The organism is Pseudarthrobacter sp. PS3-L1 (genome assembly GCF_030063285.1).
In the GTDB taxonomy this organism is placed as follows: domain Bacteria; phylum Actinomycetota; class Actinomycetes; order Actinomycetales; family Micrococcaceae; genus Arthrobacter.
This window is the reverse complement of record NZ_JASISU010000003.1, coordinates 236,209-261,766: the sequence shown is the minus strand read 5'-3', so window position 1 is coordinate 261,766 and position 25,558 is coordinate 236,209. Positions and strand designations below refer to the sequence as shown.

Sequence of the window (25,558 nt, the reverse complement as noted above, 5' to 3'; positions counted from 1 at the left end):
GAAAAACAACAGAAACACAGATTTGGTGTGAGCCAGCACTCAACTCTGAGTACCCACCTGGAACTTAGGGTAGGCTTACTTGGCCCTGCGGAGCTCCGTAGGCCTGCCTCACAGCCGGAAGCCGAGAATGCCGATATCTCCTCCTGACCACGGAAAACTCCGGACCAAGGCGCTGCGGGGGAAGGGCGGCCAAAGCGAACATCGCGGGTTGGGCGCAGCGGCGCGGTGGCGAATCTGGGCTGGGACAATCCTGCTGGGCGGACACCAACTTGCGGAGGCCATGGTCCCCGTCCTGATCGGCGTGACTATAGACACGGCAGTTGATACTGGGGAATGGCCGGCGCTGGCATGGTGCATCGCGGGGTTGGTTGTCCTTTTCTCATTCCTCACGCTGTGCTGGCGGCACGGCGCCCGCTTCATCGAAAACGCATCGATGGCCCGCGCGCACCTATTGCGTGGATCCATGGCAGTCCGTTTGCTTGACAGTCGAGGAGTGGCTACGGACAGGGCGTCCGGTGAGCTCGTCGCCATTGCCTCTTCGGACGCCGATGCAGCGGCCACGGCTGTCGAAGCCCGCGCGGGCATCATCGCGGCAGTGGTTGGCCTGCTTGCTGCCGTGGGTGTCCTGGTGGACATCAATCCCTGGCTGGCACTGCTGGTGCTGGCTGGGGCGCCGCTGATCCTTCTGGTGCTCGCAGCCTTCACAAAACCTATTGCAGGACGCAGGGGAACGGCCCAGGAATCGGCGGGGCAGACCTCTGCGCTGGCAACAGACCTGATGCGCGGCCTCCGGGCCCTCCGGGGAATTGGTGCAGCGGCGCCGGCATCGGCCCGCTACCGGCAGGCGAGCCGAAAAAGCCTTGATGCCTCGTTGCGCGCAGCTCGGGTGGAGGCGTTCCAGACGGGGACAGCAGCGGCACTCAATGGCATTTTCCTCGCAGTTGTTGCCGTGTTTGCTGGACTGCTGACGCTGGACGGGAGCCTGAGCGCGGGGCAGCTGATTACTGTGGTGGGCCTGGCACAGTTCATGGCCGAGCCCGTGGGTTCCATTGCGTTCCGGTTGAAATCCCTGGCTGTGGCCAACGCATCGGCACGCCGTGTGGAGGAAGTGCTGAATGCACCATGGCTGCGACCGGACAGCTCAAGGGTGGAGACGGAGGCCATGGCTATTGCGCAGGTCAACCGGATGGAAATGCCAGAGGATGCAGCGTCCCCCGAAAGCACCCCCGCGCCGCGCCTTGTCCTGCACCGGGTAAGTGCCGGGTCGCTGCGCGACGTTTCAGTGGATCTGGCACCGGGAACCCTGCTTGCGATTGCCGGCAATGATCCACGCGACGCCATCTCCATTTTTGATCTTCTGTCCGGCAGGATGGCCGCTGATTCCATGCAGGGCTCGGTGCTGGTGGGGGAGCTGGGTCTCTTTGATCTGAGCACGGACAGGCTCCGGGAACTGGTGCTCGCAGAACCGTATCAGCCGGATTTTTTTGAGGGAACCCTGGAGCAGAATCTACGCGGACTGGCAACAGTTGCCGAACTTGCCCTCCTGCCGGCGCTGTCGATGACCCACCCGGCACTGAGCGCGAGTGCTGCCGATGAAATGATCGGATCCCGCACGAGGGGACTGGCGGAGGTGGTGGTGGACAGGGGTGCCAGCATGTCCGGTGGGCAGCGGCAACGGCTGGGATTGGCGAGGGCCCTGTTGGGAGATCCTCCGCTTCTGATCCTCAACGAACCCACCACTGCCGTGGACGCCATGACGGAGAAGGTCATCGCCGACGGCGTCCGCGCGCTCCGTCACGGCCGCTCAGGAAACCAAGGTGGAAAGGTGTTGCGAAGCACCTTGATCATCACGAACAGTCCTGTTCTGCTCGATGCAGCGGACCGGGTCCTGATGCTTGATCACGGCGCGGTGGTCCTGGACGGCAACCATGCGGATCTGCTTGATTCCAGTGCTGCGTACCGGGCGCTGGTCCTGCGATGAGGAATCGGGCAGCCGTGCCGCTGGTAAAAAAATCACAGGCCAAGGCGGAGAAAATGGCGGCGACGTCGGCTCGGCGCTTTGCGCGTAAAGCAGCAAAGAAAGCAGCAAAGGTAGCTGCCCGGCAGGCTCGGTTGACGGCCTATCGGGCGCGCGTGGGATCTCCTGATGCGCCACCGGGAACAGTGCAGCTTCCTGTTGCCTCTGCCCGGGAGACGTGGCGCGAACTTGGCCGTGCCTGCCGTCGGCGAATTCCCCTGGCGGTCCTGACGTTGCTGGTGACGTTGCTCGGCAGCGTGGCCTGGCTGGTGGCCCCCTGGGTTCTGGGCCTGCTGGTAGACCAGCTTCGTGCAGGCGCTTCGGTAGCTGATGTGCTGCAGCCCGGGGTGCTTATCGCTGCGGCGGCAGTCCTCGGTGGTGCGATTACCGCCGTCGGGGGTGTTTTGATTGCCCACCTGGGCGAACACATCCTGGCTGATCTTCGGGAACAAGTGGTGGACAGGGCCGTGAGGTTGCCGCCGGTCCTGCTGGAGAAGATCGGAACGGGCGATCTTGTCACCCGGGTAGGAGATGACGTCGGCATGGTCAGCCGGGCCCTTACCGGTTTGGTGCCCACTGTCGTGTCCTCCGCAGTGACAGTAGTGCTGACCGGAGTGAGCCTTGCGCTGCTGGACTGGCGCCTGGCATTGGCCGGGATGGTGGCGCTGCCTGTCTATGTTCTTGCCCTGCGGTGGTACCTGCCGCGTTCCGGCGCTAGCTATGCCATGGAGCGGACGGCAATTTCCCTGCGGAACCAAAGCTTGCTGGGCTCACTCTCGGGTGCGGCCACCGTCCGTGCGCACCGCACGGAGGATTCCCATGTCGCAGCAGTGCAAAGTCGGTCCGCCACGGCCCTGGCGCACTCAGTGTCAGTGTTCAGGCTTTTCAGTGGCTGGGCAGGCTGGCTGAATCGTGCTGAGCTGATCGGCCTGAGTGCAGTCCTGATTGTCGGGTTCGTGCTGGTCAGGGAGGACATTGTGAGCGTTGGTGCCGCAACGGCTGCGGCTCTGTACTTCCATCGGCTGTTCAACCCGCTCGCGGTCCTCCTCCTGACGTTCGACGACGTCCAGTCAGCGGGTGCAGGCCTCGCGCGCCTCGTGGGGGTTGCCAGCATCGCGGCCCCCGGCCCAGCCTTGGCCACCTCCATTCCGGCCGGCAGCTCCGTCCGGATCGAGGGGCTGACTCACTCTTACGGAGAGGCCCCCGTGGTGCTTGATCGGATCTCACTTGTTGTCCCGGGTGGGCAACGGGTTGCCCTGGTAGGTGCCAGTGGTGCCGGCAAGAGTACATTGGCCGCCATCCTGGCAGGGGTGACGCAAGCTTCGGGTGGCCATGTCTGGATCGGTGGGGTGCTGCTCTCCGAGATTGATCCGGAAGCGGTTAATGCCTACGTTGCCCTGGTCAGCCAGGAGGTCCACGTCTTTGCTGGGACTGTCCTGGATAACCTGCGGTTGGCTGACCCGCTGGCGAGTGAGGCGACTGTGTGGGATGCGCTGGAAGTTGTATCGGCCCAGTCCTGGGTGGCGGCTTTGCCGGATGGCCTTCACACACTGATTGGTGAATCGGGCCGCAGCATCCCGCCGGCAGCTGCCCAGCAGTTGGCTCTGGCCCGGGTTGTCATTGCTGATCCTCCGGTCATTGTGCTCGACGAGGCCACTGCCGAGGCCGGCAGCGCCGGGGCACATGAGCTGGAAGCCGCCGCATCTGCCGTGGCTGTTGGCCGCACAGCCATCACTGTCGCACACCGGTTGACGCAGGCCCAGGCCGCCGATCGGGTCCTGGTGATGGACCAGGGAGTCATTATCCAGGATGGGACCCATGCGGAACTGGTGTTGCAGGAAGGCAAATACAGGTTGCTGTGGTTGGCCTGGAGCCGGCAGCATGCGGGGCGCTGACGTGAAGGGACGGAGGGTGGATTCGGCGTTGCCGGTTGAATTCCCAGAAGCGGCGGTTAGCATCGCACTATGAGTACTCAAGAGAGCGACCCCATCTGGAACGATCCTTTTGTCAGGCTGCCGGAGGTCCAGTCGTTTGCGCTGACTAGCACCGATTTTGCTGCCGGGGAGGAACTGGCAGCACCCCAGCGCTCAGGCGCCATGGGTGTACCCGGCGGGCAGGATATCTCGCCCGAGCTGAGCTGGACTGGCGCGCCGCAGGAAACAAAAAGCTTTGTGGTCACGGCTTATGATCCGGATGCTCCCACGGGTTCCGGATTCTGGCATTGGTCCGTGGCCAATATTCCGGCATCTGTCACGAGTCTTCCTGCGGGGGCAGGGACGCAGGGCAGCGGGCAGCTTCCGGCCGGGGCCCTGACGCTGAAGAACGACGCCGGGATGGCGGGTTTTGTTGGTGCGGCTCCGCCGTCAGGACATGGTGTCCACAGGTACTTCTTTGTGGTGCAGGCCCTCGACGTTGAGTCGCTGGACATTACGGCCGATGCATCACCGGCCATGCTGGGATTCACGCTGCTGCCGCACGTCATTGCCCGCGCAGTCCTGATGGGTACCTTCGAATCTGAGTAGGCGTCCTCCCGCAGGCGATGCCTCGCCTGCGGGAGTGCCATTTGGCACTGTGCCAGGCGGCACCCACTCCGGATCTTCCGCCCGCTGAGGGGCGGTGCACGGACGCCGGGGAGAGTGCCGAAAATGGTCAGCCTGGCTGTGTATTCTTAGATTGCGGAGGTTCTGCCCGGAGTGCGGACTCCGGTCCAGCCGGGTGCAGGGTTGGGCCCAAGCAGGTGCTAGATGAAGGCGGTGAAGCGTGGACAACGGAGTGCAGAGGCAGCCGGAAGCTTCAGGTGGGTCTGTGCCGCGCGACGTTGTTGGCGATGCCGTGCCCTCCGAGAGCACGATGGCGCCCCCAACCGGGGCGACGGCAGGGTGCCACCCGCGCCGGTCCGGGTCTGGGAGGACTTCAGATGGCGACGCGCGGGCGCAACGGCAGTCGCGTGCGGGGATGCTGGAAGCTGCCGAGGACGCCTTCCTTGTGGATCGGGCAGTCGACGGGGACGTTGCTGCGTTCGAAGTGCTGGTGCGTCGCTACGCGCCCCTCATGCGCGCCTATGCCCGGCGGGTTACCGGGTCTGCCTCAGATGCTGATGACGTGTTGCAGGAAGCTTTCACGCAGGCATGGCGTCAACTGGCGGACCTGAACGACGGGTCCGTCGTCAAAAGCTGGCTTATGAAAATCACCGGTCATCGCAGCATTGACCTCCTGCGGCGGCGACGTGAGTATGTGCCGGTTGATGAGAGCTACGACCTGGCGGACGTAGCGCCGGGTCCTGAGTATGCAGCAGCAGCAAGTTCCCAGATGGCGGCGTTGCGGCACGCCCTGGACAGAATGCCCGAGGGGCAGCGACAGTGCTGGCTGCTCAAAGAAATGGGCGCCCAGTCCTACGATGAGATTGCCGCACAGTTGGGTATAAGTAGCGCCACGGTCCGCGGACGGCTTGCCCGGGCCAGAACCACCCTGATGAAGGAGATGGAGGAATGGCGATGAACGGCACCAACGACACACCCGGGGCCGCTGATGCGGACTGCGGACACAGCATCGAAGAACTCCAGGAATATCTCGAGACCGGGGAGTCACCAGCGTCAGCCCATATTGATACATGTCCCGAATGCCAATCCGGCCTTGCCGCCCTGCGGCGGCTGCGGGCGTTGACGGGGGATCTGATCAGCGCCGATGTGGAAGAGGCAGAAAAAGAAGAGCTTCCCTGGCTTGACGGCTTGATGAACAATCTCCGTCTGGAGACCCGCGCGGGACGTCGAATCCCGCTCTCCACCGAGGACGAGCTCGATTCGCTCTTCATTACCGAAGGGGCAGTCACAGCTCTGGTGCGTGCGGTCGGCGACACCATGGAGGGGGTCCTGATTGGCAAGTGCCGGATCCAGGGAGACGTTGACGCTGTCGGCTCCGAGATTACTCTCGACATCGAAATTGCTGCTTTTTTCGGCTATCCGCTCCTGCCCATGGCTGAGGAGCTCCGTCGAGAGGTTCGAGGTGTCCTTGCCCTCCAGACAGAACTTCTGGTGGGGGATATCAACATCCGGATTGTCAAGATCCACGAGCACGAAATCCAGCAGGGAGGTTCATCATGAAGACTCCAGCCGACGTCCGGGAAGCAATCCTGAGCATTCCCGGCGTGGTCACCGTATATGCCGCGCGGCCGCTACTGCGCGCCATGGTGGGCGATGTTGCTGCCGGGCTCGCACCTGGCGGGGTAGAGGAACCGGCCGACGTTGAGATCAAACGCCGTGCCGACAGCACACATGTGCTGGTCAGGATCGGCTCGGACAGTGCATTTGCATCGACGGCAGTGGCGCGTGCGGTGGCTGCCGTCGTCCGCGCCGAGCTTGCCGCGGAAGCTCACCCCGTGTCAGTAAACGTGGAGGTCAGCTCTGTCCGCTATGCCTCTTAGTGCTCGCTAGGCGTGCCGGATGGACACTGTTGCATGGTCCCGGCCGGAGTCGGAACGGCCTGGTACGCCCCTGCTGGTGATGCTCCACGGGTACGGGACCGATGAATCCCGAATGGCACGCCTCTTTCCACACCTGCCCGCAGAATTTTCCTGTGCTGCGGTACGGGCGCCGAAAATCATCGGTGATGGGTACGGTTGGTTTCTTCTGGACTACTTCCTGACAAATAATTTTGCCGACGTCATCTCAGCAACCCACCAACTCCACGCGTGGATCGAAGCGGCCCGTGTGCGTCATTCCAGCGTGACGCTTCTTGGCTACTCCCAGGGGATGGCCATGGCGACGACGCTTTTGCGCCTGCACCCCAGCCGGTACCCGGCCGCCGTAGGTCTCTCCGGTTTTGTTCTGGACAACGATCTTCTGGCGCTCAGTGAGTCCTTTGAATCACCGCCACCATTCTTCTGGGGACGGGACAAAGCTGACCTTGTCATCAATACCGACGCCGCGGCCCACACAGGGGAGTGGCTTGAGCGGAACGTGGCACTGACTGCGCGGAGCTACCCGGGTATGGGCCACGCCATGTCCGTCCAGGAGATGGGCGACGTCTCGGCATTTCTCCGTCATTACGTCCTGTCTGGAAAGTGAGACCAAGGGAATTCGGCTGCAGTACCGTCCCTGCGTAGAATTTGGGGGTGTGCGCCAACATGACATCTTGCGGCTCCCTTTAGTCAGCGAATAAGCTCAATGTCGGCCAGAACGGCCCTTCCGGGCCCTGAGAGGACGCTAAACATATGAGCCAGGCACCTGAGACTGAACCGTGGACCAGCGCCACTGCCATCCTTTTTGACCTGGATGGTGTGCTGACTCCCACGGCCACGGTCCACGAGCACGCCTGGGAGCAGCTCTTTGTCGGTTTCCTCGCAGACCACCCCGAGGTTCCTGGATACCGCGAAAGCGACTACTTCGATCACATCGACGGCAAGCCGAGGTTTGACGGTGTCCGAGATTTCCTCGCTTCGCGCAACATTGTGCTTCCCGAAGGTCCCACCGATGACTCGCCAGAAAACGCAACTGTCCAAGGGCTCGGCAACCGTAAAAACAGCATCTTCAACGAGGTGGTGGCCGCAGGTGTTGATCCGTACCCCGGATCCGTCAAGTTTTTGCGGGCCGCGCAGGACAACGGCCTGAAAGTGGCAGTTGTCTCCTCTTCCCGCAACGCCCCGGCAGTCCTGTCAGCTGCCGGGCTGGCCGGGCACTTTGCCGTGGTGGTAGACGGTGTTGTAGCCGCAGAAAAGGGTATCGCCGGGAAGCCGAAGCCGGACACCTACACCTACGCTGCCAGCCTCCTTGGAACTCCCACGGAGAAGTGCGTAGTGGTTGAGGATGCCGTGTCTGGCGTGCAGGCGGGCAGGGCAGGATCATTCCATTCCGTCATTGGCGTAGACCGCGGCGCTGGACGGCAGACCCTGCTTGATTCCGGCGCCTCCTATGTGGTGGCCGACCTGGACGAGCTCCTCTAGCCCCTTTGTTGCCGTCGCCCTCGGCGCCACCGAGCAATCTCCTGTACTACAGCCCTAAGGGCTGATCCCAGCCTCCACATCCCCGCCACCCGCCAAAAGGATCCACACACCATGGCACTCATCACTGCCGACCGCGAACGCTTCCCCTGCCATCCCTGGAAACTCGTGGAAACCCGTTATGAGCCTGCCGAGGTAGGTACTCTGGAGACCATTTTCACCCTGGGCAACGGCCACCTCGGTGTCCGAGGCGCCCACTGGTCCGAGGCGGATACAGAACTGCCCGGGAGTTTCATCAACGGGCTGCATGAGACCTGGGACATCCAACATGCGGAGAACGCCTACGGATTTGCCAAGACCGGACAGCGGATCCTTTACGTTCCTGATGTGAACAACTTTGCTGTGGTTATTGACGGCGAGGCTCTGAGCCTGGCCGAGTCTGCAGTGGTTGAGTACCAGCGCAGCGTTGACTTCTCCACTGGCATCTACCAGTGCGCCATCACGTGGCAGTGCCGGTCCGGGGCGCTGGTCACCACAACAGAGCGCAGGGCAGTGGGATACAAGTCCCGCGGGAACCTTGGAATTGTCCTAGAAATTTCGGCAGACCGTGATATCTCAGCGGATGTCACGTCCTATGTCATCAACCGCCAGGACCAGCAGAAGGAAGAGCACTCGGAGCACGATCCACGCAGGCCCGGTCGGCATGCAGGCCGGGTCCTGACCAGTACCAGGGAGGAAGGCGCTGACGGTTCGCTGCGGATTTCCTGGCAGGCAAAGGAATCGAAACAGCGGGTTGGCATTGCCGTTGATCACTGGAACTCCGGTGGGTTGCTCCCGTTTGAAACATTGGTGGACCAAGACCAGAGCAGCGTTAGGTACGTTCTTGCCATCGGTCCGGATGAGACTTTCCGCTTGGAGAAAGGTGCAAGCTACGCTGGCGGCCAGGACGTCCAGGTTGCGGACAGCGAGGACCCGGCCGACGTTGCCGCAGCCAATCTCTTGCAGGTATCGGAGATCTTTGCCGAGAGCGAGGACTTCTTCGAACAGTTCTGGGCCACCACTGACATTGTGGTGGAGGGTGGGGATGAGCTGCAGCAGGCGATCCGCTGGAATATTTTCCAGCTCGCCCAGGCCACAGCACGCGCCGACGTTGCCGGTATTCCGGCCAAGGGCGTGAGCGGTTCCGGATATGAAGGCCACTACTTCTGGGACGAGGAGGTCTACCTGATGCCTTTCCTGACCTATACCAACCCCAAGGGTGCCCGCCAGGTCCTGGAATTCCGGCACAATATGCTCCCAGCCGCGCGCGATCGGGCCCAGGAACTCAGTGTGGCTGGAGCACTGTTTCCCTGGCGGACCATCAATGGCCTGGAGGCAAGCGCCTACTACGCCGCTGGCACCGCCCAGTTCCACATTGCGGCGGCTGTCGCGTTCGCAGCCAATCGGTACCACTGGGCGAGCGGCGACGAGGAGTTCGTCTCAAGCATGGGCTCGGAGCTGTTGATCGAGACAGCCCGGATGTGGATTTCCCTCGGCTTCTTCGGCAAGGACGGGCTCTTCCATATCCACGGGGTTACGGGCCCGGATGAATACACGGCAGTGGTGAACGACAACCTCTATACCAACGTCATGGCACGGTTCAACCTGCGTGCAGCAGCCGACCTGGAGCATGCAAGCATCGACGACGATGAGCGCCAACTATGGAACGCCGCCGCAAACCTGATGAACCTGCCCTATGACGATTACCTTGAGGTCTACGCACAAGACAACGATTTCATGACGCTGGAGCCGTGGGATTGGGAAACCCCCCGGGAAAAATACCCCCTCCTGCTCAATTTCCATCCACTGGTCATCTACCGGCACCAGGTGCTCAAGCAGGCGGACACCGTCTTGGCGATGTTCCTGCAGTGGCAGGATTTCAGCGCCGAGGAAAAGCACCGGGCGTTCGACTTCTATGATCCGCTGACGACGGGGGACTCAACCCTTTCCGCCTGTGTCCAGGGAATCATGGCTGCTGAGGTTGGGTACGGGGCTGCCGCACTGAAGCACTTCACGGATGCAGTGTTCATTGATCTTGATGACACGCACGGCAATACGGTGGACGGTGTACACATCGCATCAACGGGCGGTGTCTGGAGTTCACTCGTCTGCGGCTTCGCGGGACTTCGTGACCAGGGACCGCTGCCGTACTTCGATCCGAGGCTCCCCCAGGAATGGTCGGCGCTGTCCTTCCACCTGCGCATCGACGGGCGCCTCCTTTCCGTCAGGCTGGACGAAAGATCCATCTCGCTGTCCATTGACCGGGGCGAACCCCTCGCCGTGGATGTGCGCGGTGAGGTTGTCTCGGTGGGTATCGAAGGCATCAGTGTTGCCCTTGCTCCCACCGAGGCGCCGGAACCCACCGTCTTCCCTTCCGGGTTGCCCACAGCGAGCCTTCCGGTGGTCCGTGCGAGGCTGTAACAGCCGGTATCCAGGCTGACCGGGTAGGCTTGGTCTATGTAGGGACCCCGCGAAAGCTCTTCACGGTGCCCCTCCCAAGGAACCCACAGCGGCCGCAGCACATCCAGACGCTCCGGAAGCCACTGCCCTGCGTGCCTCCACCGACGCTCGGGAATCGTGGGACAACGAGGGTGGCCACGACCGCGCTGCTACGGCAGCCTGGATGGAACGATGCCCCCTCCGCTAGGTGCCCCAGCTGGGGACCTCGACCCCTTCGTGCCACTCGCTTCCCCAGAGGTTCCGGCGCTCATTGAAAAGTTGGCCGTACATCATGACCACTTCCACTACCGCCGGTCCACGTCTTCGGGAAAATTCCGTGGTGCAGAGTTACAGCGACCTCCTCAAAGGTGTTAAGAAGGCAGGACTCCTGGAGCGCAGGGTGGGCTTCTATGTGACCCTCTTTGCCAGCCTGGTGCTGCTGATGGCTGCCACCTGGGTCATGTTCGCACTGCTGGGGGACACCTGGTACCAGCTCATCATTGCCGCTGGCCTTGGCATCCTGTGCACGCAGCTGAGTTTCCTGGCGCATGAGGCTGGGCACCGGCAGATCTTTGCTTCACGTAGGGCCAACGACTGGTCCGCGAGGATCCTGGCCGTTGGCGTTGCGGGTATCAGCTATTCATGGTGGGAGCAGAAGCATGGGGCACACCACAACCATCCCAACGTTATTTCCAAGGACCCGGATATCGCCACCGGTGCCATTGCCTTTCACCCCGAGGGAGCGGCCACGCGCCAGGGCAGGTTCTCTTTCCTGACCCGAAAGCAGGGGTGGCTCTTTTTCCCGCTGCTGTTGCTGGTGGGGCTGGGCCTGCAGATCGACTCGGTGCGCTATGTCATGGGCAAGGACAAAGTGGCTCATCGTTGGGTTGAGATTCCTGTACTCCTGGTTCGGCTGGCCACACTTCCCGTACTGGCGTTCGTGTTCCTGCCCTGGGGAATTGCTGCGGCCTTCATTGGTGTGCAGCTTGCTGTCTTCGGTTTCTACATGGGAGCGTCGTTTGCTCCCAACCACAAGGGAATGCCGGTTCTTCCGGCAGACAGCCGCGTGGACTTCCTCAGTAGGCAGGTGCTGACCTCCCGCAACATCCGCGGTGGCTGGTTCATCTCGCTGTTGATGGGTGGACTCAATCATCAGGCGGAGCACCACTTGTTCCCTGACATGGCCCGCCCGCACCTGCGTCAGGCCTCCACCTTGGTCCGTGAGTACTGCGACACCCACCGGATCCCCTACACCGAAGCCTCGCTGCTGAGCTCATACGGCATCATTGTCCGGTACTTGAACAGCGTAGGCCTTGCCGCTGGCAGGCATTTCGAGTGCCCCATGTCCACTGTTACCCGCCGGTTCTGAAATATTTTCGCGGGTGCGCAGGAAAGGTTCAGAGCGCCTGACTTACCGACCGGGCGGTCCGTGGAGACCACGATTCCTCTCCTGAGCTTTACCCGGCCGGTATCTGGGTAGCGGTTCAGGACTCACGCGGGGCATAGCTGGTCGAATCGCCTGCTCAACCGCCTGCCCGGTTTGTTCTGGTTTCCCTTGACGACGTTGTTGAATGTCCGGGCCTTGGGCTCTATATTTTAAGTGCACATGCGCGCACGTATGTACGTAAATGTCGGAGGAGTTCCTGATGCTCTCGGTTCTGCGGAAAGCGAGTTATGGTCGACTGTTCGCTGCCCAGGTAATAGCGCTGTTGGGAACAGGACTTCTGACGGTGGCGCTGGGGTTGCTGGCTTTTGACATAGCCAAAAGCAATGCCGGTGCCGTATTGGGGACAGCGTTGACGGTCAAGATGCTGGCATACGTCGGCTTTGCACCGGTCATCAATGCGATGGTGGCACGGTTGCCCAAAAAAGCTGTCCTGGTTGGTGCCGATCTGGTCCGGGCAGGAATGGCGCTCTGCCTGCCATTCATCACGGAAACCTGGCAGATTTACGTTGTCATTTTCCTGCTGCAGTCCGCCTCGGCAACCTTCACCCCGGCTTTCCAGTCCCTTATTCCAACAGTGCTTACGGAAGAACGCGATTACACCCGCGCGCTGTCGCTGTCCCGGCTGGCCTATGACATGGAGGCACTGGTGAGCCCTCTCGCTGCGGCCCTGCTGCTCACTGTTCTTGGCTACAGTGACCTTTTTCTGGGAACCGTGGCAGGATTCCTGTTCTCGGCCGGCCTGGTGGCATTCACCACGCTGCCCAAGAACGGCAGTGGCGGCCATGCTGCCGGATCACTGTGGCACAGAAGCACCCTGGGCACCCGGATTTTCTGGCAGAATCGACGGCTGCGCTCCTTGCTGGCCTTAAATGTGGTTGTCGCCGCGCCCACCGCAATGGTGCTGGTCAATACTGTTGTTTATGTCCGTGAGAACCTGGCCCGCCCGGCGACCGACGTGGCACTGGCTTTGGCATCTTTCGGCATAGGGTCAATGCTCATTGCAATCGCAGCCCCACGATTTTTGGAGCGGTTCGGCGACCGTGTCGTCATGCTCGCCGGGGCTGCGGTGATCCCGGCTGCGATGGCTGGGATCACGGTGGTTACCTCCGTTTCGCCCCCTCTCGTGGCCTGGTGGTGGCTGCTCGGGCTCTGGTTCCTGCTCGGCGCAGGCAATTCAACAATCCTTACCCCGTCGGCACGGCTGCTACGCGAAGCGTCCACGGAAGAGACCAGGCCCTATGTCTTTACGGCCCAGTTCTCACTTTCGCACGCGTGCTATATCGTCAGCTATCCGCTCGCCGGATGGCTCGGTGCCGCTGCGGGGTTGGGTTGGGCTGCTGCGGTGCTGACAATTCTTGCAATACTTGGCAGTGCAGGGGCTTTCCTGTCCTGGCCCCGTGCGATTTCTGCCGAAACCAGGGTTTCCGTTCCGAAAGAGAAGGCCATTGAGCAGTCCGCAGAGTAGTTCCTTCGAAGCCGGCGCAGGCGTGCCATCACTTTTCCACCAGGTGACGCCCGGCCCGGAACTACTCAGCAGTGCTGCCGGAACACTGCGGATGCTTGCTGAACCAACTCGCCTGCACCTTCTCTGGCAGCTCTCCCAGGGACCCAAAACTGTCACCGAACTGGTTGACGCAGCCCAGGTGCCCCGGACGGTGGCCAGCCAGCACCTCGCAAAGCTGCGGCTCAGTGGCTTGGTCGACACCCGCAAGGACGGCCGCCACGTCGTCTATTCACTGCACGACGGTCACTTGTCGAGGCTCATCCAGGAAACCATCAACCACGCTGATCACCAGGTGACAGGCGAACCCACGCACGGGTAGCTGCGCACTGCGCAACCCCTCGTGGCCTCCCGGTAACAAGCAGCAGGAGCGGATTCACGCTATTGCTCCCTCGGCGAAGCTGGCCTTCCCAGCCGCGCCGGTGCAATAGTCTTAAGCAGACTTACTATCTACCCTGCAGTCCGGTCCTGCCGGCCGCAGGCCCGAACAGAGGTAGCCATGGCCCGGCGCAAGAACCCAGCAGTGAAAATCGCCCAGGACACCGCACACAATGCAGCCTTCGACGCCGAGGGAAAGCCCCGGCCCGGACTGCACAACATGCTCCTCAAAGCTGTTGACGTCCAGCGCCCCATAGTCCTGGCCAACATCCGTAGGCTGCAGAAACGGCACCCGCAAGCTACTGCCGCGGAGGTGGCGCGCAAACTCGAGCGTGACTACCTTGCTGCCGTATCCGGTGGCGGGGCCGCCGTCGGGGCCACCGCCGTCGTCCCCGGCATTGGGACTGCCGCGTCCCTGGGACTGTCCGCCGTGGCTACTGTGGGCTTCCTGGAAGCCACGGCCCTCTACGCCACCTCGCTGGCCGAGCTCCACGGGATTCGGCTCATCAATCCAGAAAAAGCCAGCACCATGGTGATGGCACTGATGCTTGGCGAGGAAGGGACCACGCTGCTGAGCACGCTCAGCGGCCAGGCCCGCGGAAACGGCAGCAACGCCACCAAATCGTTGTCCGCGACGTTGTCCCGGGCTATCCCGGGAGCCAACTTCGGCCCGGTGCGTGGGCAGATCCAGAAGATGTTCCTTAGGAGCCTGGTCAAACGCCAGGGGACTGCATTCTTTGGCCGGGCGCTGCCGTTCGGTATTGGAGCCGTCGTGGGTGGTGCCGGTAACCTCATGATGGGCCGCGCAATAGTTGCCAATGCCAAGGAAGCGTTTGGCCCGCTCCCGGACACCATTCCGGGGGAACTCCGCGATGGGGCCACCGCCGCGGACCATCCCACGCTGGAAGGCAAAAATCTTGGACCTCAACGCTGATCTGGGCGAATCATTCGGTTCCTGGACCATGGGGCACGACGCCGCCATGTTCCAGGTCATTACCAGCGCAAATGTGGCCTGCGGGTTCCATGCCGGTGACCCCATCACCATGCTGGATAGCTGCCGGGCGTCCTTCGAACTCGATGTAACAGTAGGCGCCCATGTTGGCTACCGGGATCTTGCCGGGTTCGGCAGGCGCTCCATGGACATGAGTTTTGATGAGCTCTTCGGCGATGTGCTGTACCAGCTAGGAGCCCTGGACGGGGTGGCTCACGCGGTGGGCGCTTCTGTTGACTACGTGAAGCCGCACGGCGCGCTGTATAACAGGATTGTCCGTGACGCGGAGCAGGCCTCGGCTGTTGTGGCCGCCGTTAACGCCTACGATCCAGGCTTGCCGATCCTTGGGCTGCCAGGGTCCGAGCTCATCACCCAGGCTCGCGAGGCAGGCCACCCCGTGTTCCTCGAAGCCTTCGCCGACCGCGCCTACCTTCCGGACGGCACCTTGGTACCGCGGTCGCAGGAGGGGGCAGTGCTGCACGACGTCGCCGCTATCGCCCAGCGGGCCGTGCGCATGGCGCTTAAGGGCGAGGTCGAGGCAGTAGATGGCAGCGTGCTCTCACTGACCCCCGATTCGCTCTGCATCCATGGTGACACCCCCGGAGCTGTTGACATGGCCGTCGCAGTCCGCAGGGCTCTTGAGGATGCCGGTGTGGAGCTGGAATCTTTCGCCTGAGACGGTACGTGACATGAAGAACGTGAACTGAAGAAGGGAGGCAGGGCACCGCCAACGTCGGTGCCCTCCCTCCCTTCTAGGTGTGCGTTCTAGCCGAAGACGAAGTGTGCCACGGTGAAGATTGCCAGCCCAGCCAATGAACCCACCACCGTGCCGTTGATCCTGATGAACTGCAGGTCCTTGCCTACCTGGAGTTCGATTTTTCGTGACGTTTCCGCTGCGTCCCAGCGGGACACAGTATCCGTGATGACCGCCGCGATGTCCGAGCGGTAGGTGCGCACAAGATAGCCCGCAGCGTCGCCAATCCAGGTGTTGACCTTGCCGGCCAGTTCGGTGTCATTCACCAGGCGCAGGCCGAAGTCCCTGACAGCTGACTTGAAGCGCACCGTCAGTTCGCTGGTGGGATCGTCGACGGCGGTGAGCAGGGCATTCTTGACCGTCGCCCACGTGCGGGTAGCCAGCTCGCGGACCTCCGGATCGCCCAGAACCTGTGCCTTGATGCCCTCGGCACGGGCAATCATGGCCGGATCGTACTGAAGGTCCTGCGCTAGGTCCTTGAGGTAGGTGTCGATCGACTGGCGGACCTGGTGCTGCGGATCCGACTGGACCGCCTGGGCAAACTTCAAAACTTCCAGGTAGACCTTGTCGCCCACCATGCCATCCACAAAACTGGGAACCCAGGTGGGGGAGCGGTCCGTGACTACCCTGCTGACAACCTCACGGTTGTCAGCAACCCAGTCGGCGGCCCTGTCCACCAGGAGGTCCACGAGTTGGTGGTGGTGTCCATCGGCAAAAATGCGTTCGGCCAGCTTGCCCACCGGTGGTCCCCACGGCGGCGTGACCAGATGCTTCCGGACAAGGCCTTCAATGACGGCCTGGACGTCGTCGTCGTTCAAAACGGTGAAGGCGCCGCGGATGATCGCCGCACCCTCCTTGGCAACGCGATCCGCACCGCCCGGGCCAGTAAGCCACTCACCCGCGCGGCGGGCGATGTTGATGGTTGCGAGTTTGTCCTGAACGACTTCCTCAGAAAGGAAGTTGGTCTCTACGAACTCGCCCAGGGACGCGCCTATCTGGTCCTTGCGGCGCGGGATGATGGCCGTATGCGGAATCTTGAGGCCCATGGGGTACTTGAAAAGCGCTGTCACGGCGAACCAGTCAGCGAGGGCGCCCACCATGCCGCCCTCGGCAGCGGCCCGCACATACTGCAGCCACGGGTACTCTTCCTGAAGCGCGAAAGCGAAGACAAAGATGACGGCCATGGCCACCAGAAGGCTCAGCGCGAGAGACTTCATCCGGCGAAGGGCCCTTGCTTTCTCGGCATCCCCTGCTGACATTCCACCAGACGGGCCACCGGCTGCTGGGACGGCCTGCGGTGGCGCGCCAGCCGCTGGGCCGCCTGCCTTTGTGGGGGTCGCGGCGTGGGCGCCCGTGGGCGCAGTAGTTTGTTCAGAGTTCACCTGCATGTGCCAAGCCTAGCCCCGTGCCGGAGCGGTCCGTCAGCTAGCGTGTCCTCATGACACACGACACCTCCGAGTCCACCAGGCCCCTGGTTTTTGCCCACCGCGGTTCCAGTGCAGCGTTCGCTGAACACACCCGAGCGGCTTACCTGCAGGCGCTGGCGGATGGATCGGATGGCGTGGAATGCGATGTGCACCTCACCCGGGACCAGCAGGTGGTCCTTCTGCATGATTCCACCCTGGATAGAACCTCGGATGGTACCGGGCCCGTGGCAGACCGGACGCTTGAGGAACTGCGTGCCCTGGACTTTTCCTCCTGGAAGGGTGCCCGGGTGCCGGAAGCCTACGGCGCCAAAAGTGAACAGTTCCTCACCCTGCCCGAACTCCTGGACCTGCTGCGCGGCGCCGGACGCCCCATCAGCCTCGCCATTGAGCTCAAGCATCCCAGCCCCTTTGCGTTCAAGCTTGAGGACCGGGTGCTGGACATTCTGCTGGCAGAGGGCTGGACGCCGGAGTCCTCAGCAGTGGACAACATCAGCGTCACCTTCATGAGTTTCGACCCGGATGCCACCAAATACCTCCTCGGCAAGATCCCCGGGACGTTCATCTGCCAGCTGGTGGCTGACGTTGATGTTGCAGAACTCCGTGAGGGGATGGGCCTAGGCGCACTTTCCGGCAGCGCGGTGGCCAATGTCATGAAGGCTGCCCAGGCAGAGGGCGAACAGTTACTTGATAATAGCCAGGTAGGGCTGGCCGGTCCGGGAATTGACTACGTCCGCCAGCATGCCCGAACAGTGCAGCGCTGGCTTGAGTCAGGACGGCGCTTCCGGGTGTGGACTGTCGACGATGAACGCGATGTGGCACTGTGCCAGGGGCTCGGGATCCACGAGATCACCACCAACAAGCCCGCCCGGGTCCTGGCCCAGCTGTAGCAGCTGTGGTGCGGTGCCAAGCAGACGCTCCCTGTGGTTGAGTTGAACCATGCACCTGCCACCGTCCAGAGCGACTGTCCAAACTCTCTCCGCACTAGCCATGAGCGCCCTTTTGGCCGCCAGCGCGCTCAAGCACTTCCGCGACCCTTCCTTTTACAGGCAAGTAGTCCCCGGCTACCTGTGCCGTGAGGAACCAAAGGACCAGGCGCCGCGGGCCGGCGTGGATGCGGATCTGGTGTCCGCGGACCCTGACGCGGACACCGTTGTACCTGAACCGGCAGCTGTCGTTTTTGGGATGTCCGAGGCCGGAATTCCGGAGGCAAGGCCTGCCGGAACCAGCGGGGGAGCGAGGGGCAACGGTTCTGCAGGTGATCCTGGCTCACCAGGTCACGCGGACAGGAGCGGGACGCCCACGCCGCTGGCGATCATGACGCGTGGCGAATGGATCGCGGTGAGTGGACTCATAGAGGCCGGTGCCGCCGTCGGGCTTCTTGTTCCCGCCACCCGGCGATTTACGGCGACCGGCGTGACTGCCATGTACGCAGCATTTACCGCAGGTCATATCGATGCCCTGCGCAGGGCCTACGGACCGCGAGGGTCAGCAGGTCAGCGCAAAGCACATACGCTCAGGCTGCCGTTTCAGGTGCCGCTGATTCTGTGGGCCTGGAGCCTGCGAAAGAAAATCGCCAGACAGTGAGGCTGCGGGACTCGCCAGCTGTCCGGGTGGGGGTGTCCATCAGTGTTGCCACAGGTCTGTATGGGATCTCGTTCGGGGCGCTGTCAGTTACGTCAGGCCTTGACTTCTGGCAGACCATGGCCCTGAGTCTGCTGCTGTTCAGTGGCGGCTCCCAGTTCGCGTTTATCGGAGTGGTGGGCGGCGGCGGCTCCGGGGTGGCCGCCATGAGTGCTGCCACCCTGCTGGGAATGCGCAACGGCATCTACGGGATGCAGCTCAATGCACTCTTGCGCCCGCGGGGCTGGCGACGCTTCGCCTCGGCGCAGGTCACCATTGACGAATCGGCGGCCACCAGCACCGGACAGACCGATCCCGACGAACAACGCCGGGGGTTCTGGGCCGCCGGCATCGGGATCTACGTCCTCTGGAACGTCTTTACAGCGGTGGGTGCGTTAGCCGGGAGCGGACTGGGAGATCCCAGGCAGTGGGGACTCGACGGTGCCGCTGTAGCCGCATTCCTGGCATTGCTGTGGCCCAGGCTGAAGGGGCGTGAGCCTGCGGCCATTGCCGTGGTGTGTGCTGTGGCCACAGTGCTGGCAGTTCCTTGGGTTCCGCCAGGCGTTCCGATTCTGGTTGCTGCCGTGGTGGCGGCAGTGATTGGCGCGGTGAGCCACGGCCGCAGCAACGAGGGCCTGGAACCTGACGTTGATCCCTACCCCGAAAGCAACGAGACCTTCCGGGGCGGAACGGCATGAACCTGTGGGGCTGGATCCTGGTTGCGTGCGTGCTCGCGTATGGCTGGAAACTGGTGGGATATCTGCTACCGGCCGCGGTCCTTGGCAACCCGCGGATGTCCAGGATCGCCGGGGCCATGACCATTGGGCTTTTGGCGTCACTGACAGTGGTCAACGCAACGGTGACGGGACAGTCCATTGTGCTCGATGCCCGGTTGGGTGCCTTGGTGGCAGCAGCTGTGGCACTGTTCCTGCGGGCACCGTTCCTGGTGGTGGTGATTGCAGGCGCCGCAGCAGCGGCCCTGCTTCGGTTGGCAGGGTTCCCCTGAGGCCTGGCGGCCGTTCGCCTCAGGCCGGAGCCATCCCGGCATAGGTCAGGTCGGGTTGGTGCTCTTGCGCCGGCAACGGCCGTGCAGGGCGGGTGGTGCGGATGGAATCCTCCATGAGGGACAGCGGGCGGTGCCACGCGTCGGAGCCGGGCTCCAGGGTGTCCAGGACTCCGATGAGCATGCCCAGCAACTGAATCATGTCCGGCAATGAAATATCTGTTCGCAACGTCCCCTGCGCCTGGCCACGGCCCAACAGGACACCCAGCGTGCCAATAACGTTGCCCGTAATGCTTCTCAGGAGCTGGCGGCGGCGTCCAGCGACGGCGGCAAGGAGGTTTGCGTCGTCGCTCGCGGCAGTCATGATCGCCTCGATCACACGGAGGAGGGCCCTGGCCGCATCAGGGTCAAGCAGAGACTGTTCCATGACCGGATCCACGCGAAGCCTCAACTGGCGGCCCAGCGTCGCCAGGACAAGGGCCTCTTTGTCGGCGAAGTTTCGGAACAGGGTTGCCGGGCCCACTCCCGCTGTGACGGCAATGGTCTGCAGTGGAACATCCGGTCCGAATTCCCTGAAGCACTGCTGGGCAGCGGTAATAATCTTGTCCACATTCCGGGCCGCGTCCGCGCGGAGGGGTTTGCGGGCTACTGCGACGTCCATGGGTTCAGGGTAGCAACGGGTTCCTCTCGGCGGACCGTTACCGGCCAGTACGTTTTTATGTGACAAAAAACTAATGGAGCAGGCACACTTGGGCTATGTTGCTTGCCTTTTCTGTAGCCCCATCCGGCACTCCCCAGGGAGCCGCGCCGGACCAGTCCGCCACCGATGCCTCGGTCCACGATGCCGTTGCCGCGGCGGTGAAAATTGTCCGTGACTCGGGCTTGCCCAATCACACCGACTCCATGTTCACCACCATCGAGGGGGAATGGGATGAAGTGTTTGATGTTGTCAGGCGGGCCACTGACGCCGTCGGTAAATTTGGCAGCAGGGTGTCCCTGGTGATCAAAGCCGATATTCGGCCCGGCTACTCAGGAGAGCTGACTGCCAAGGTTGAGCGCCTGGAGGGTGCGCTCGGCCAGATGGACAGCTGACCCAGCTCGAGCAGTTGTGCTGCTCGGCTTGAGCCATCAATCTACTAAGTAGGCTTATGATGGATGCGCGTGGACATGCCATTCGGCGTGGCGTGCAGGGAGGAACCATGAGCAGGACACCCGAGACGCCCGGTTTTGCCCGTTCTGTATCGGGGGAAGACGTCCCCGAGCCTGTTGACCTCCTTGGCGGCAAAGCCGGTCCGGCAGACCTGCGAGCGTTGCTGGCAGCCGTAGCTGGATCAGTCGGTGACGTACCGCAACTCCTTGCCCTGGCCCGTTCGGCCGGGAAAACGCTGCCGCTACCGGGGCCGCAGTCCCCAGCATCAAACAGTACGGCTGCAGTATGGACCGTTCTGGCCTCGATCGCAGCTGTTGATGTTGCAGCAGCAAGAATTTTTGAGCCGCACCTGGATGCGCTGGCAATCCTGGACCAGGCCGGAATACCAGATTCCGGCGGGCGGACCTGGGGCGTTTTTGCCGCCGAAGGCCCAGGGCTCCGGCTCGAGGCCATTGCCACGACGCTGGCAGCCCAGGACAACCATGTCCGCGGCCCGGAGGAAGGCCCACAGTGGCTCCTTGACGGCTCCAAACCGTGGTGCTCACTTGCCTCAGCGTTGGATGGAGCCCTGGTAACTGCGCATACCCCCGATGCTGGCCGCGCGCTGTTTGCCATCAGCCTGAAGGATGGGACAGTCGAAGCTGAGGAGCCTGACTGGATTGCCCACGGGCTCCGGGAGGTCCCCAGCGGAAGCATCCACTGCGCGGGGACCCCTGCAGTCCCGGTAGGCAATCCCGGCTGGTACCACGCCCGGCCCGGCTTTGCCTGGGGAGGCATGGCGGTGGCCGCCTGCTGGCTTGGCGGGGCAGTGGCGGTGGCCCGAGACTTCAGCCGGTCGCTGAACCACCAGGCCGACGGCGGCCGACAGCCAGACCAGCTGGCGCTCGCCGCCCTGGGCGAAATGGACAGAACGCTCACCATGACGCTTCGCTGGCTCGGCGCCACTGCCCAAGCGGTAGATGCCGGCGAACTCGATGGCGCTGACGCGTGGCCCGAGGCGCTGCGGGTGCGCGCAACCGTTGCTGCCGCCGTCGAACGCGTCCTGGACTTGGCTGCCCGCAACCGCGGACCAGCACCACTGGCCTTTGACAGGACGTACGCGAAGCGGATGGCCGATCTCTCGCTCTATGTCCGGCAGCACCACGGGTCCCGTGATGATGCCCAACTTGCCCGTTTTACGCTGCAGGGCAAGAGGTCCTGGTGAGCTTCACCCACGCCGAGCAGGGGACGCCAGAACGGCTATGGCGGGAGAGTTCCCTGCCTGTGCTTCCGGTCCTGGACCTGGTGGCACTGAATGCCAGACCAGAAAAACAGGCCGCCGGATCGCACCCAGGGGATGGCCGCATCCTCTCGGGTCTGACGTTCATTGTGCTTGCGGCCCATCCTGACGATGAGTCGCTGGGTGCGGGGAGCCTCATGTCGCAGGTGATCGCTGCCGGCGCCACCGTGGAGGTAATCCTCTGCACTGCCGGCGAAGCGTCGCACCCAAAGTCGCCCACGCTCTCGCCGCGCGAGCTGGCAAGCTGCCGGCTCCTTGAATTCCGGACGGCAATGGATGTGCTGGGCGTTGGCGGCAACTGGCTGTATCTCGGCGTTCCGGATGGCCAGGTGGCGGCGCACAGCGACCTGATCGCAGGGGCACTGCGAGATCGGGCAGCCAGGCATCGGAACGACTCCCAGGCTGTGGTGCTCGTTGCGCCGTATCGGTTTGACGGGCACACCGACCACGATGCCCTGGGTTCCCTTGCGGCGGACACTGCCTTGGCGGGAGGTCACGCCCTGCTCGAATTTGTCATCTGGTACTGGCACTGGGCGGTGCCGGATCGCCATGAGTGGCGGTCCTGGAAGCGCGTGGATGCAACGCCCCAGAGCCGGGCGGCCAAGGACGCCGCACTGCAGACCCACAAGAGCCAAATCGCGCCGTTGTCCCCAGAGCCCGGTGACGAGGCGCTGCTCCACGCAGGGTTCCTGGAACATTTTGAACGCAGTTTCGAAGTCTTCGCCCTCACGCCAGGTCGTGGACTGGCCGAGGGCCGGGCCGGTGCCGAGGCTACAGCTACCCGGCACTATGGCGCCGCTGATGCGGAGCAGATCTTCGACGTCGTCCATTCCGCCAGCGCGGACCCGTGGGACTACACCGGCAGCTGGTACGAAGGGCGTAAACGGGCATTGACGCTGGCAGCCCTGCCAGACAAAAGCTACCGCTCGGCACTCGAGGTGGGGTGTTCCATCGGCGCGCTGACAGCTGACCTAGCGCCACGCTGTGCCGCGCTGCTGGCAGTGGACGCCAGCGGTGCGGCCCTGGAGCATGCACGGAGCAGGCTTGCCAGGCTGCCCCAGGTCAGGACGCAGCAGGTGAGCGTCCCCGCTGACTGGCCAACTGGGTATTTCGACCTGGTGGTGGTCTCTGAAGTTAGCTACTACCTCACGCTGGCAGAACTGGACATGCTCGTCGATCGGGTTGCCGGAGCGATGTTGCCGGGCGGGACGCTCCTCCTGTGCCACTGGCGGCACCCGATCGATGGGTGGGCGCTTGACGGTGACACGGCGCATGCCCGGATTCGGCAATCGCTGGGATGGGACGTTGCCGGGGAGTACCGGGAACGCGACTTCCTTGTGGATGTCCTGGTGGCTCCCGGCGCGCGCAATGACTCTGCGGGAGCCTCATGAGCAACGTGTTGGGGAACCACCGTACAGTCGAGGCTGCTGACGGGCATGCAGGGATCCAGCAGGTTGTGGTGGTCATCCCGGCCCACAACGAAGAGCAACGGCTTGGACGTTGCCTCGCCGCCGTCTGCCACGCAATGAACGTCCTGCAGTCAGCAGAACCTGGCATCCAGATCCTGTGCGTCCTGGTGCTTGATGCCTGCACTGACGATTCCCAGCGGGCGGCTGATGCCGTTGTTGCTGGTGACGCCAGATTTGCCAGTATTGACAGCCACTTCCGGAGCGTCGGCGCTGCCCGCCAGCTTGGTGTCTCAGAAGGCCTGCTCCGGCTGCGGGCAAGCTCCGCCCTGCCATCAGCCTCCACCTGGGTGGCCAGCACCGATGCAGATTCGGTGGTACCGGAGCACTGGCTCCTGACCCAGGTGCAGATGGCCCAGGACGGCGCGGACGCTGTCCTGGGCACAGTCGAACCCGAGCCGTCAGGGGCCGACCCCGCAATCCTGCGGCTGTGGCATGGCAGGCATTCACTGACAGAAAATCATTCGCACATCCACGGCGCCAACCTGGGAGCAAGGGCTTCGGCCTATGTCGTGAGTGGTGGTTTTCCGGCGCTGGAAACGCATGAGGACCGCATCCTGGTGACCGAGATGCGCCAGCGAGGCTACCGGGTGGTTGCTACAGACCGTATCCGCGTGATCACCTCTAGCAGAACTGAAGGTAGGGCGCCCGAAGGGTTTGGTTCGTACCTTCGCTCCCTTGCGGAGCCTGGCAGCACCACGCACTAGGGTTGAACCTATGGTGAGCGCGGTGCGGGTCTGATGGCGAAGGGTGAACGCGGCGGACGCGGCGCAAAAGGGAATCGGAACCGGCCGACGTCGGGAGTTGTGGAGGTGCCGAAAGGTAGCCGTCCGGACGGCCCCGTGGAGGGTATCTACTACGTTGACACCGGCGACTGTGAGCTGATCGCGGACCAGGACAATTCCACGGGCTGGCTGCTTAAAATCAACGGCGTCATGAGCTCGCACATTGACCTGGCAGATCCGCTATTCCTTGACTTCGAATACATGCGCTGGGTAGCTGCATTGATTGAGTCGCGCTGGGCTCCGGAAACTAAACCCAAACTCCGCGGGCTGCACCTTGGCGGCGGAGCATGCTCATTGGCCAGATACTTCAATGCGTCCTATCCGGACGCCCGCCAGGTAGTGGTGGAACTCGACGGAAAGCTGGCCGATTACGTCCGTGGCTGGTTCGATCTGCCCAAGGCACCGCTGATGCGGATTCGGGTGGGCGAGGCCCGCGCTGTCACGGAGGCGCTGACCCCAGATACCCGTGACTTCATCATCCGGGACGTTTTTGCTGGTTCCCTCACACCGCGGCCGCTGACAACGTTGGAGTTCAACGCCCATGCGAAGGCCGTGCTGGCTCCGGGGGGCATCTACGTCGTGAACTCCGGAGATGCCCCAGACCTGAAAAATGCCCGGGAGGATGCCGCGGGCATTGCGGCATCCTTTGCACACGCCATTATTATCGCGGACCCGGCCATGCTGAAGGGAAGGCGCTACGGCAACATGATCATGGCTGGATCAGACCTGCCTTTCGACAACGATCCTGCACTGGCCCGGCGCCTGCTGGGGGGCGCGGTTCCTGCGCACATCTGGCACGATGCCCAGGTCAGGACATTCGCCGCGGGCGGGTCCGTTCGCCATGACCCGATTGCTGCGCCAGCAGGGATTGGCGCTGGTGCTGAAACCCTAGGCGCTGGCGACTGACGGATTTTCCAGGCGGCCGTTGAGGGTGGCAGCCTGTACTTGTTGGTGTCCAATGATTTCCTCGGCGTTGTCCAGGGTCCACCCGAACAGCGGCAGCAAAAGGGCCGTAAGTTCATGGCCCTTTGCAGTCAGGCTGTAGTCCACGCGCGGAGGAATGACGGGCTGTTGTTCGCGGTGGACCAGGCCATCGCGTTCCAGGATCTTCAGGGTCTGGGCCAGCATCTTCTCACTGATGCCTTCCGCCCGTTGCCGAAGACCGCTCCACCTGTGCGGCCCCTCGGACAGGGCCACCAGGATCAATACTCCCCACTTGCTGGTGACGTGGTCAAGAAGCGTGCGGCTGGAGCAGCCAGCCGGAAACATGGCGCCCGGGCGGAGGGTGGAATACGTGCTTACTTTCATGGTAGTACCTTACTTCAAA

At 63.0% G+C, this 25,558-nt stretch carries 26 protein-coding genes; 23 read left to right on the top strand and 3 right to left on the bottom strand.

Features of this window, described 5'->3' with window-relative positions:
• The first annotated feature begins 127 nt into the window (after nucleotides 1-127).
• From QMG79_RS09080 to QMG79_RS09015, 14 genes are all read left to right on the top strand, one after another.
• Nucleotides 128-1,981: an ABC transporter ATP-binding protein gene (locus QMG79_RS09080; RefSeq protein ID WP_283538266.1), complete on the top strand. Its 1,854-nt coding sequence runs from the start codon at nucleotides 128-130 to the stop codon at nucleotides 1,979-1,981.
• 14 nt (nucleotides 1,982-1,995) lie between these two features.
• Nucleotides 1,996-3,912, top strand: a complete 1,917-nt coding sequence (locus QMG79_RS09075; RefSeq protein WP_283538265.1) for an ABC transporter ATP-binding protein — start codon at nucleotides 1,996-1,998, stop codon at nucleotides 3,910-3,912.
• Between the two features lie 69 nt (nucleotides 3,913-3,981).
• Nucleotides 3,982-4,539: a YbhB/YbcL family Raf kinase inhibitor-like protein gene (locus tag QMG79_RS09070; protein ID WP_283538264.1), complete on the top strand. Its 558-nt coding sequence runs from the start codon at nucleotides 3,982-3,984 to the stop codon at nucleotides 4,537-4,539.
• Nucleotides 4,540-4,972: 433 nt separating this feature from the next.
• Entirely contained in the window at nucleotides 4,973-5,515 is a 543-nt protein-coding gene (locus tag QMG79_RS09065; RefSeq protein WP_283538263.1) for an RNA polymerase sigma factor, read from the top strand.
• On the top strand, nucleotides 5,506-6,117 hold the full coding sequence (locus QMG79_RS09060) for an Asp23/Gls24 family envelope stress response protein (protein ID WP_283538262.1): 612 nt from the start codon (nucleotides 5,506-5,508) through the stop codon (nucleotides 6,115-6,117). Before QMG79_RS09065 ends, QMG79_RS09060 begins: the two co-directional genes overlap by 10 nt.
• Nucleotides 6,114-6,437, top strand: coding sequence for a hypothetical protein (locus tag QMG79_RS09055; RefSeq protein ID WP_283538261.1), 324 nt, complete (start codon nucleotides 6,114-6,116; stop codon nucleotides 6,435-6,437). The genes QMG79_RS09060 and QMG79_RS09055 overlap by 4 nt, the downstream gene beginning before the upstream one ends.
• Before the next feature lie 19 nt (nucleotides 6,438-6,456).
• The gene (locus QMG79_RS09050) at nucleotides 6,457-7,080 is read left to right on the top strand and encodes an alpha/beta hydrolase (RefSeq protein WP_283538260.1); all 624 of its coding nucleotides are present in this window, start codon (nucleotides 6,457-6,459) and stop codon (nucleotides 7,078-7,080) included.
• Nucleotides 7,081-7,226: 146 nt separating this feature from the next.
• A complete protein-coding gene (locus QMG79_RS09045; protein WP_283538259.1) occupies nucleotides 7,227-7,955 on the top strand; it encodes an HAD family hydrolase in 729 nt (242 codons plus the stop codon).
• 111 nt (nucleotides 7,956-8,066) lie between these two features.
• On the top strand, nucleotides 8,067-10,412 hold the full coding sequence (locus QMG79_RS09040; RefSeq protein ID WP_283538258.1) for a glycoside hydrolase family 65 protein: 2,346 nt from the start codon (nucleotides 8,067-8,069) through the stop codon (nucleotides 10,410-10,412).
• Nucleotides 10,413-10,722: 310 nt separating this feature from the next.
• Nucleotides 10,723-11,799 (top strand): fatty acid desaturase family protein, encoded by a 1,077-nt coding sequence (locus QMG79_RS09035; RefSeq protein WP_283538257.1) that lies wholly within the window; start codon nucleotides 10,723-10,725, stop codon nucleotides 11,797-11,799.
• Between the two features lie 277 nt (nucleotides 11,800-12,076).
• Entirely contained in the window at nucleotides 12,077-13,342 is a 1,266-nt protein-coding gene (locus QMG79_RS09030; RefSeq protein WP_283538699.1) for an MFS transporter, read from the top strand.
• Nucleotides 13,323-13,700 (top strand): ArsR/SmtB family transcription factor, encoded by a 378-nt coding sequence (locus QMG79_RS09025; RefSeq protein WP_283538256.1) that lies wholly within the window; start codon nucleotides 13,323-13,325, stop codon nucleotides 13,698-13,700. Before QMG79_RS09030 ends, QMG79_RS09025 begins: the two co-directional genes overlap by 20 nt.
• Nucleotides 13,701-13,877: 177 nt before the next feature.
• Entirely contained in the window at nucleotides 13,878-14,690 is an 813-nt protein-coding gene (locus QMG79_RS09020; RefSeq protein ID WP_283538255.1) for a hypothetical protein, read from the top strand.
• Nucleotides 14,674-15,423 carry a LamB/YcsF family protein gene (locus QMG79_RS09015; protein WP_283538254.1) on the top strand — a complete coding sequence of 250 codons (750 nt, stop codon included), beginning with the start codon at nucleotides 14,674-14,676 and terminating at the stop codon, nucleotides 15,421-15,423. The genes QMG79_RS09020 and QMG79_RS09015 overlap by 17 nt, the downstream gene beginning before the upstream one ends.
• 89 nt (nucleotides 15,424-15,512) lie before the next feature.
• Here the strand turns inward: QMG79_RS09015 and QMG79_RS09010 are convergent, their stop codons facing one another.
• Nucleotides 15,513-16,760: a DUF445 domain-containing protein gene (locus QMG79_RS09010; protein ID WP_283538698.1), complete on the bottom strand. Its 1,248-nt coding sequence runs from the start codon at nucleotides 16,758-16,760 to the stop codon at nucleotides 15,513-15,515.
• A 179-nt stretch (nucleotides 16,761-16,939) separates the two neighbouring features.
• Between QMG79_RS09010 and QMG79_RS09005 the strand changes: the two genes are divergently transcribed.
• The 4 genes from QMG79_RS09005 (at nucleotide 16,940) to QMG79_RS08990 (ending at nucleotide 19,554) form a co-directional block, all read left to right on the top strand.
• On the top strand, nucleotides 16,940-17,815 hold the full coding sequence (locus QMG79_RS09005) for a glycerophosphodiester phosphodiesterase (protein WP_283538253.1): 876 nt from the start codon (nucleotides 16,940-16,942) through the stop codon (nucleotides 17,813-17,815).
• 100 nt (nucleotides 17,816-17,915) lie between these two features.
• Entirely contained in the window at nucleotides 17,916-18,512 is a 597-nt protein-coding gene (locus tag QMG79_RS09000) for a DoxX family protein (protein WP_283538252.1), read from the top strand.
• Entirely contained in the window at nucleotides 18,509-19,246 is a 738-nt protein-coding gene (locus tag QMG79_RS08995; RefSeq protein WP_283538251.1) for an AzlC family ABC transporter permease, read from the top strand. The genes QMG79_RS09000 and QMG79_RS08995 overlap by 4 nt, the downstream gene beginning before the upstream one ends.
• On the top strand, nucleotides 19,243-19,554 hold the full coding sequence (locus QMG79_RS08990) for an AzlD domain-containing protein (protein ID WP_283538250.1): 312 nt from the start codon (nucleotides 19,243-19,245) through the stop codon (nucleotides 19,552-19,554). Before QMG79_RS08995 ends, QMG79_RS08990 begins: the two co-directional genes overlap by 4 nt.
• A gap of 19 nt (nucleotides 19,555-19,573) precedes the next feature.
• Here the strand turns inward: QMG79_RS08990 and QMG79_RS08985 are convergent, their stop codons facing one another.
• Nucleotides 19,574-20,212 (bottom strand): TetR/AcrR family transcriptional regulator, encoded by a 639-nt coding sequence (locus tag QMG79_RS08985; protein WP_283538249.1) that lies wholly within the window; start codon nucleotides 20,210-20,212, stop codon nucleotides 19,574-19,576.
• A gap of 95 nt (nucleotides 20,213-20,307) precedes the next feature.
• Here QMG79_RS08985 and QMG79_RS08980 point away from each other — a divergent pair, with 95 nt between their 5' ends.
• The 5 genes from QMG79_RS08980 (at nucleotide 20,308) to QMG79_RS08960 (ending at nucleotide 25,137) form a co-directional block, all read left to right on the top strand.
• Entirely contained in the window at nucleotides 20,308-20,643 is a 336-nt protein-coding gene (locus tag QMG79_RS08980) for a thiamine-binding protein (protein WP_283538248.1), read from the top strand.
• 107 nt (nucleotides 20,644-20,750) lie between these two features.
• Nucleotides 20,751-21,905 (top strand): acyl-CoA dehydrogenase family protein, encoded by a 1,155-nt coding sequence (locus QMG79_RS08975; RefSeq protein ID WP_283538247.1) that lies wholly within the window; start codon nucleotides 20,751-20,753, stop codon nucleotides 21,903-21,905.
• Complete coding sequence (locus QMG79_RS08970; RefSeq protein WP_283538246.1) at nucleotides 21,902-23,371, top strand: bifunctional PIG-L family deacetylase/class I SAM-dependent methyltransferase; 1,470 nt, start codon at nucleotides 21,902-21,904, stop codon at nucleotides 23,369-23,371. The genes QMG79_RS08975 and QMG79_RS08970 overlap by 4 nt, the downstream gene beginning before the upstream one ends.
• Complete coding sequence (locus QMG79_RS08965; protein ID WP_283538245.1) at nucleotides 23,368-24,153, top strand: glycosyltransferase family 2 protein; 786 nt, start codon at nucleotides 23,368-23,370, stop codon at nucleotides 24,151-24,153. The genes QMG79_RS08970 and QMG79_RS08965 overlap by 4 nt, the downstream gene beginning before the upstream one ends.
• Before the next feature lie 33 nt (nucleotides 24,154-24,186).
• Nucleotides 24,187-25,137, top strand: a complete 951-nt coding sequence (locus tag QMG79_RS08960) for a spermidine synthase (RefSeq protein ID WP_283538244.1) — start codon at nucleotides 24,187-24,189, stop codon at nucleotides 25,135-25,137.
• Here QMG79_RS08960 and QMG79_RS08955 read toward each other — a convergent pair.
• On the bottom strand, nucleotides 25,120-25,539 hold the full coding sequence (locus QMG79_RS08955; RefSeq protein WP_283538243.1) for a winged helix-turn-helix transcriptional regulator: 420 nt from the start codon (nucleotides 25,537-25,539) through the stop codon (nucleotides 25,120-25,122). The two genes, QMG79_RS08960 and QMG79_RS08955, sit on opposite strands and share 18 nt — an antisense overlap.
• Between the last annotated feature and the right edge of the window lie 19 nt (nucleotides 25,540-25,558).

Excerpts from the sequence above, each read along its gene's own strand:
- QMG79_RS09010 (WP_283538698.1), bottom strand. The coding sequence starts at position 16,760 with ATGTCAGCAGGGGATGCCGAGAAAGCAAGGGCCCTTCGCCGGATGAAG.
- QMG79_RS09050 (WP_283538260.1), top strand. The coding sequence starts at position 6,457 with ATGGACACTGTTGCATGGTCCCGGCCGGAGTCGGAACGGCCTGGTACG.
- QMG79_RS09080 (WP_283538266.1), top strand. The coding sequence starts at position 128 with ATGCCGATATCTCCTCCTGACCACGGAAAACTCCGGACCAAGGCGCTG.
- QMG79_RS08965 (WP_283538245.1), top strand. The coding sequence starts at position 23,368 with ATGAGCAACGTGTTGGGGAACCACCGTACAGTCGAGGCTGCTGACGGG.
- QMG79_RS08960 (WP_283538244.1), top strand. The coding sequence starts at position 24,187 with ATGGCGAAGGGTGAACGCGGCGGACGCGGCGCAAAAGGGAATCGGAAC.
- QMG79_RS08955 (WP_283538243.1), bottom strand. The coding sequence starts at position 25,539 with ATGAAAGTAAGCACGTATTCCACCCTCCGCCCGGGCGCCATGTTTCCG.
- QMG79_RS09020 (WP_283538255.1), top strand. The coding sequence starts at position 13,878 with ATGGCCCGGCGCAAGAACCCAGCAGTGAAAATCGCCCAGGACACCGCA.
- QMG79_RS09000 (WP_283538252.1), top strand. The coding sequence starts at position 17,916 with ATGAGCGCCCTTTTGGCCGCCAGCGCGCTCAAGCACTTCCGCGACCCT.
- QMG79_RS08985 (WP_283538249.1), bottom strand. The coding sequence starts at position 20,212 with ATGGACGTCGCAGTAGCCCGCAAACCCCTCCGCGCGGACGCGGCCCGG.
- QMG79_RS09065 (WP_283538263.1), top strand. The coding sequence starts at position 4,973 with ATGCTGGAAGCTGCCGAGGACGCCTTCCTTGTGGATCGGGCAGTCGAC.
- QMG79_RS09070 (WP_283538264.1), top strand. The coding sequence starts at position 3,982 with ATGAGTACTCAAGAGAGCGACCCCATCTGGAACGATCCTTTTGTCAGG.
- QMG79_RS09055 (WP_283538261.1), top strand. The coding sequence starts at position 6,114 with ATGAAGACTCCAGCCGACGTCCGGGAAGCAATCCTGAGCATTCCCGGC.
- QMG79_RS09005 (WP_283538253.1), top strand. The coding sequence starts at position 16,940 with ATGACACACGACACCTCCGAGTCCACCAGGCCCCTGGTTTTTGCCCAC.
- QMG79_RS09040 (WP_283538258.1), top strand. The coding sequence starts at position 8,067 with ATGGCACTCATCACTGCCGACCGCGAACGCTTCCCCTGCCATCCCTGG.
- QMG79_RS09060 (WP_283538262.1), top strand. The coding sequence starts at position 5,506 with ATGGCGATGAACGGCACCAACGACACACCCGGGGCCGCTGATGCGGAC.
- QMG79_RS08980 (WP_283538248.1), top strand. The coding sequence starts at position 20,308 with ATGTTGCTTGCCTTTTCTGTAGCCCCATCCGGCACTCCCCAGGGAGCC.
- QMG79_RS09035 (WP_283538257.1), top strand. The coding sequence starts at position 10,723 with ATGACCACTTCCACTACCGCCGGTCCACGTCTTCGGGAAAATTCCGTG.
- QMG79_RS08975 (WP_283538247.1), top strand. The coding sequence starts at position 20,751 with ATGAGCAGGACACCCGAGACGCCCGGTTTTGCCCGTTCTGTATCGGGG.
- QMG79_RS09045 (WP_283538259.1), top strand. The coding sequence starts at position 7,227 with ATGAGCCAGGCACCTGAGACTGAACCGTGGACCAGCGCCACTGCCATC.
- QMG79_RS09030 (WP_283538699.1), top strand. The coding sequence starts at position 12,077 with ATGCTCTCGGTTCTGCGGAAAGCGAGTTATGGTCGACTGTTCGCTGCC.
- QMG79_RS08990 (WP_283538250.1), top strand. The coding sequence starts at position 19,243 with ATGAACCTGTGGGGCTGGATCCTGGTTGCGTGCGTGCTCGCGTATGGC.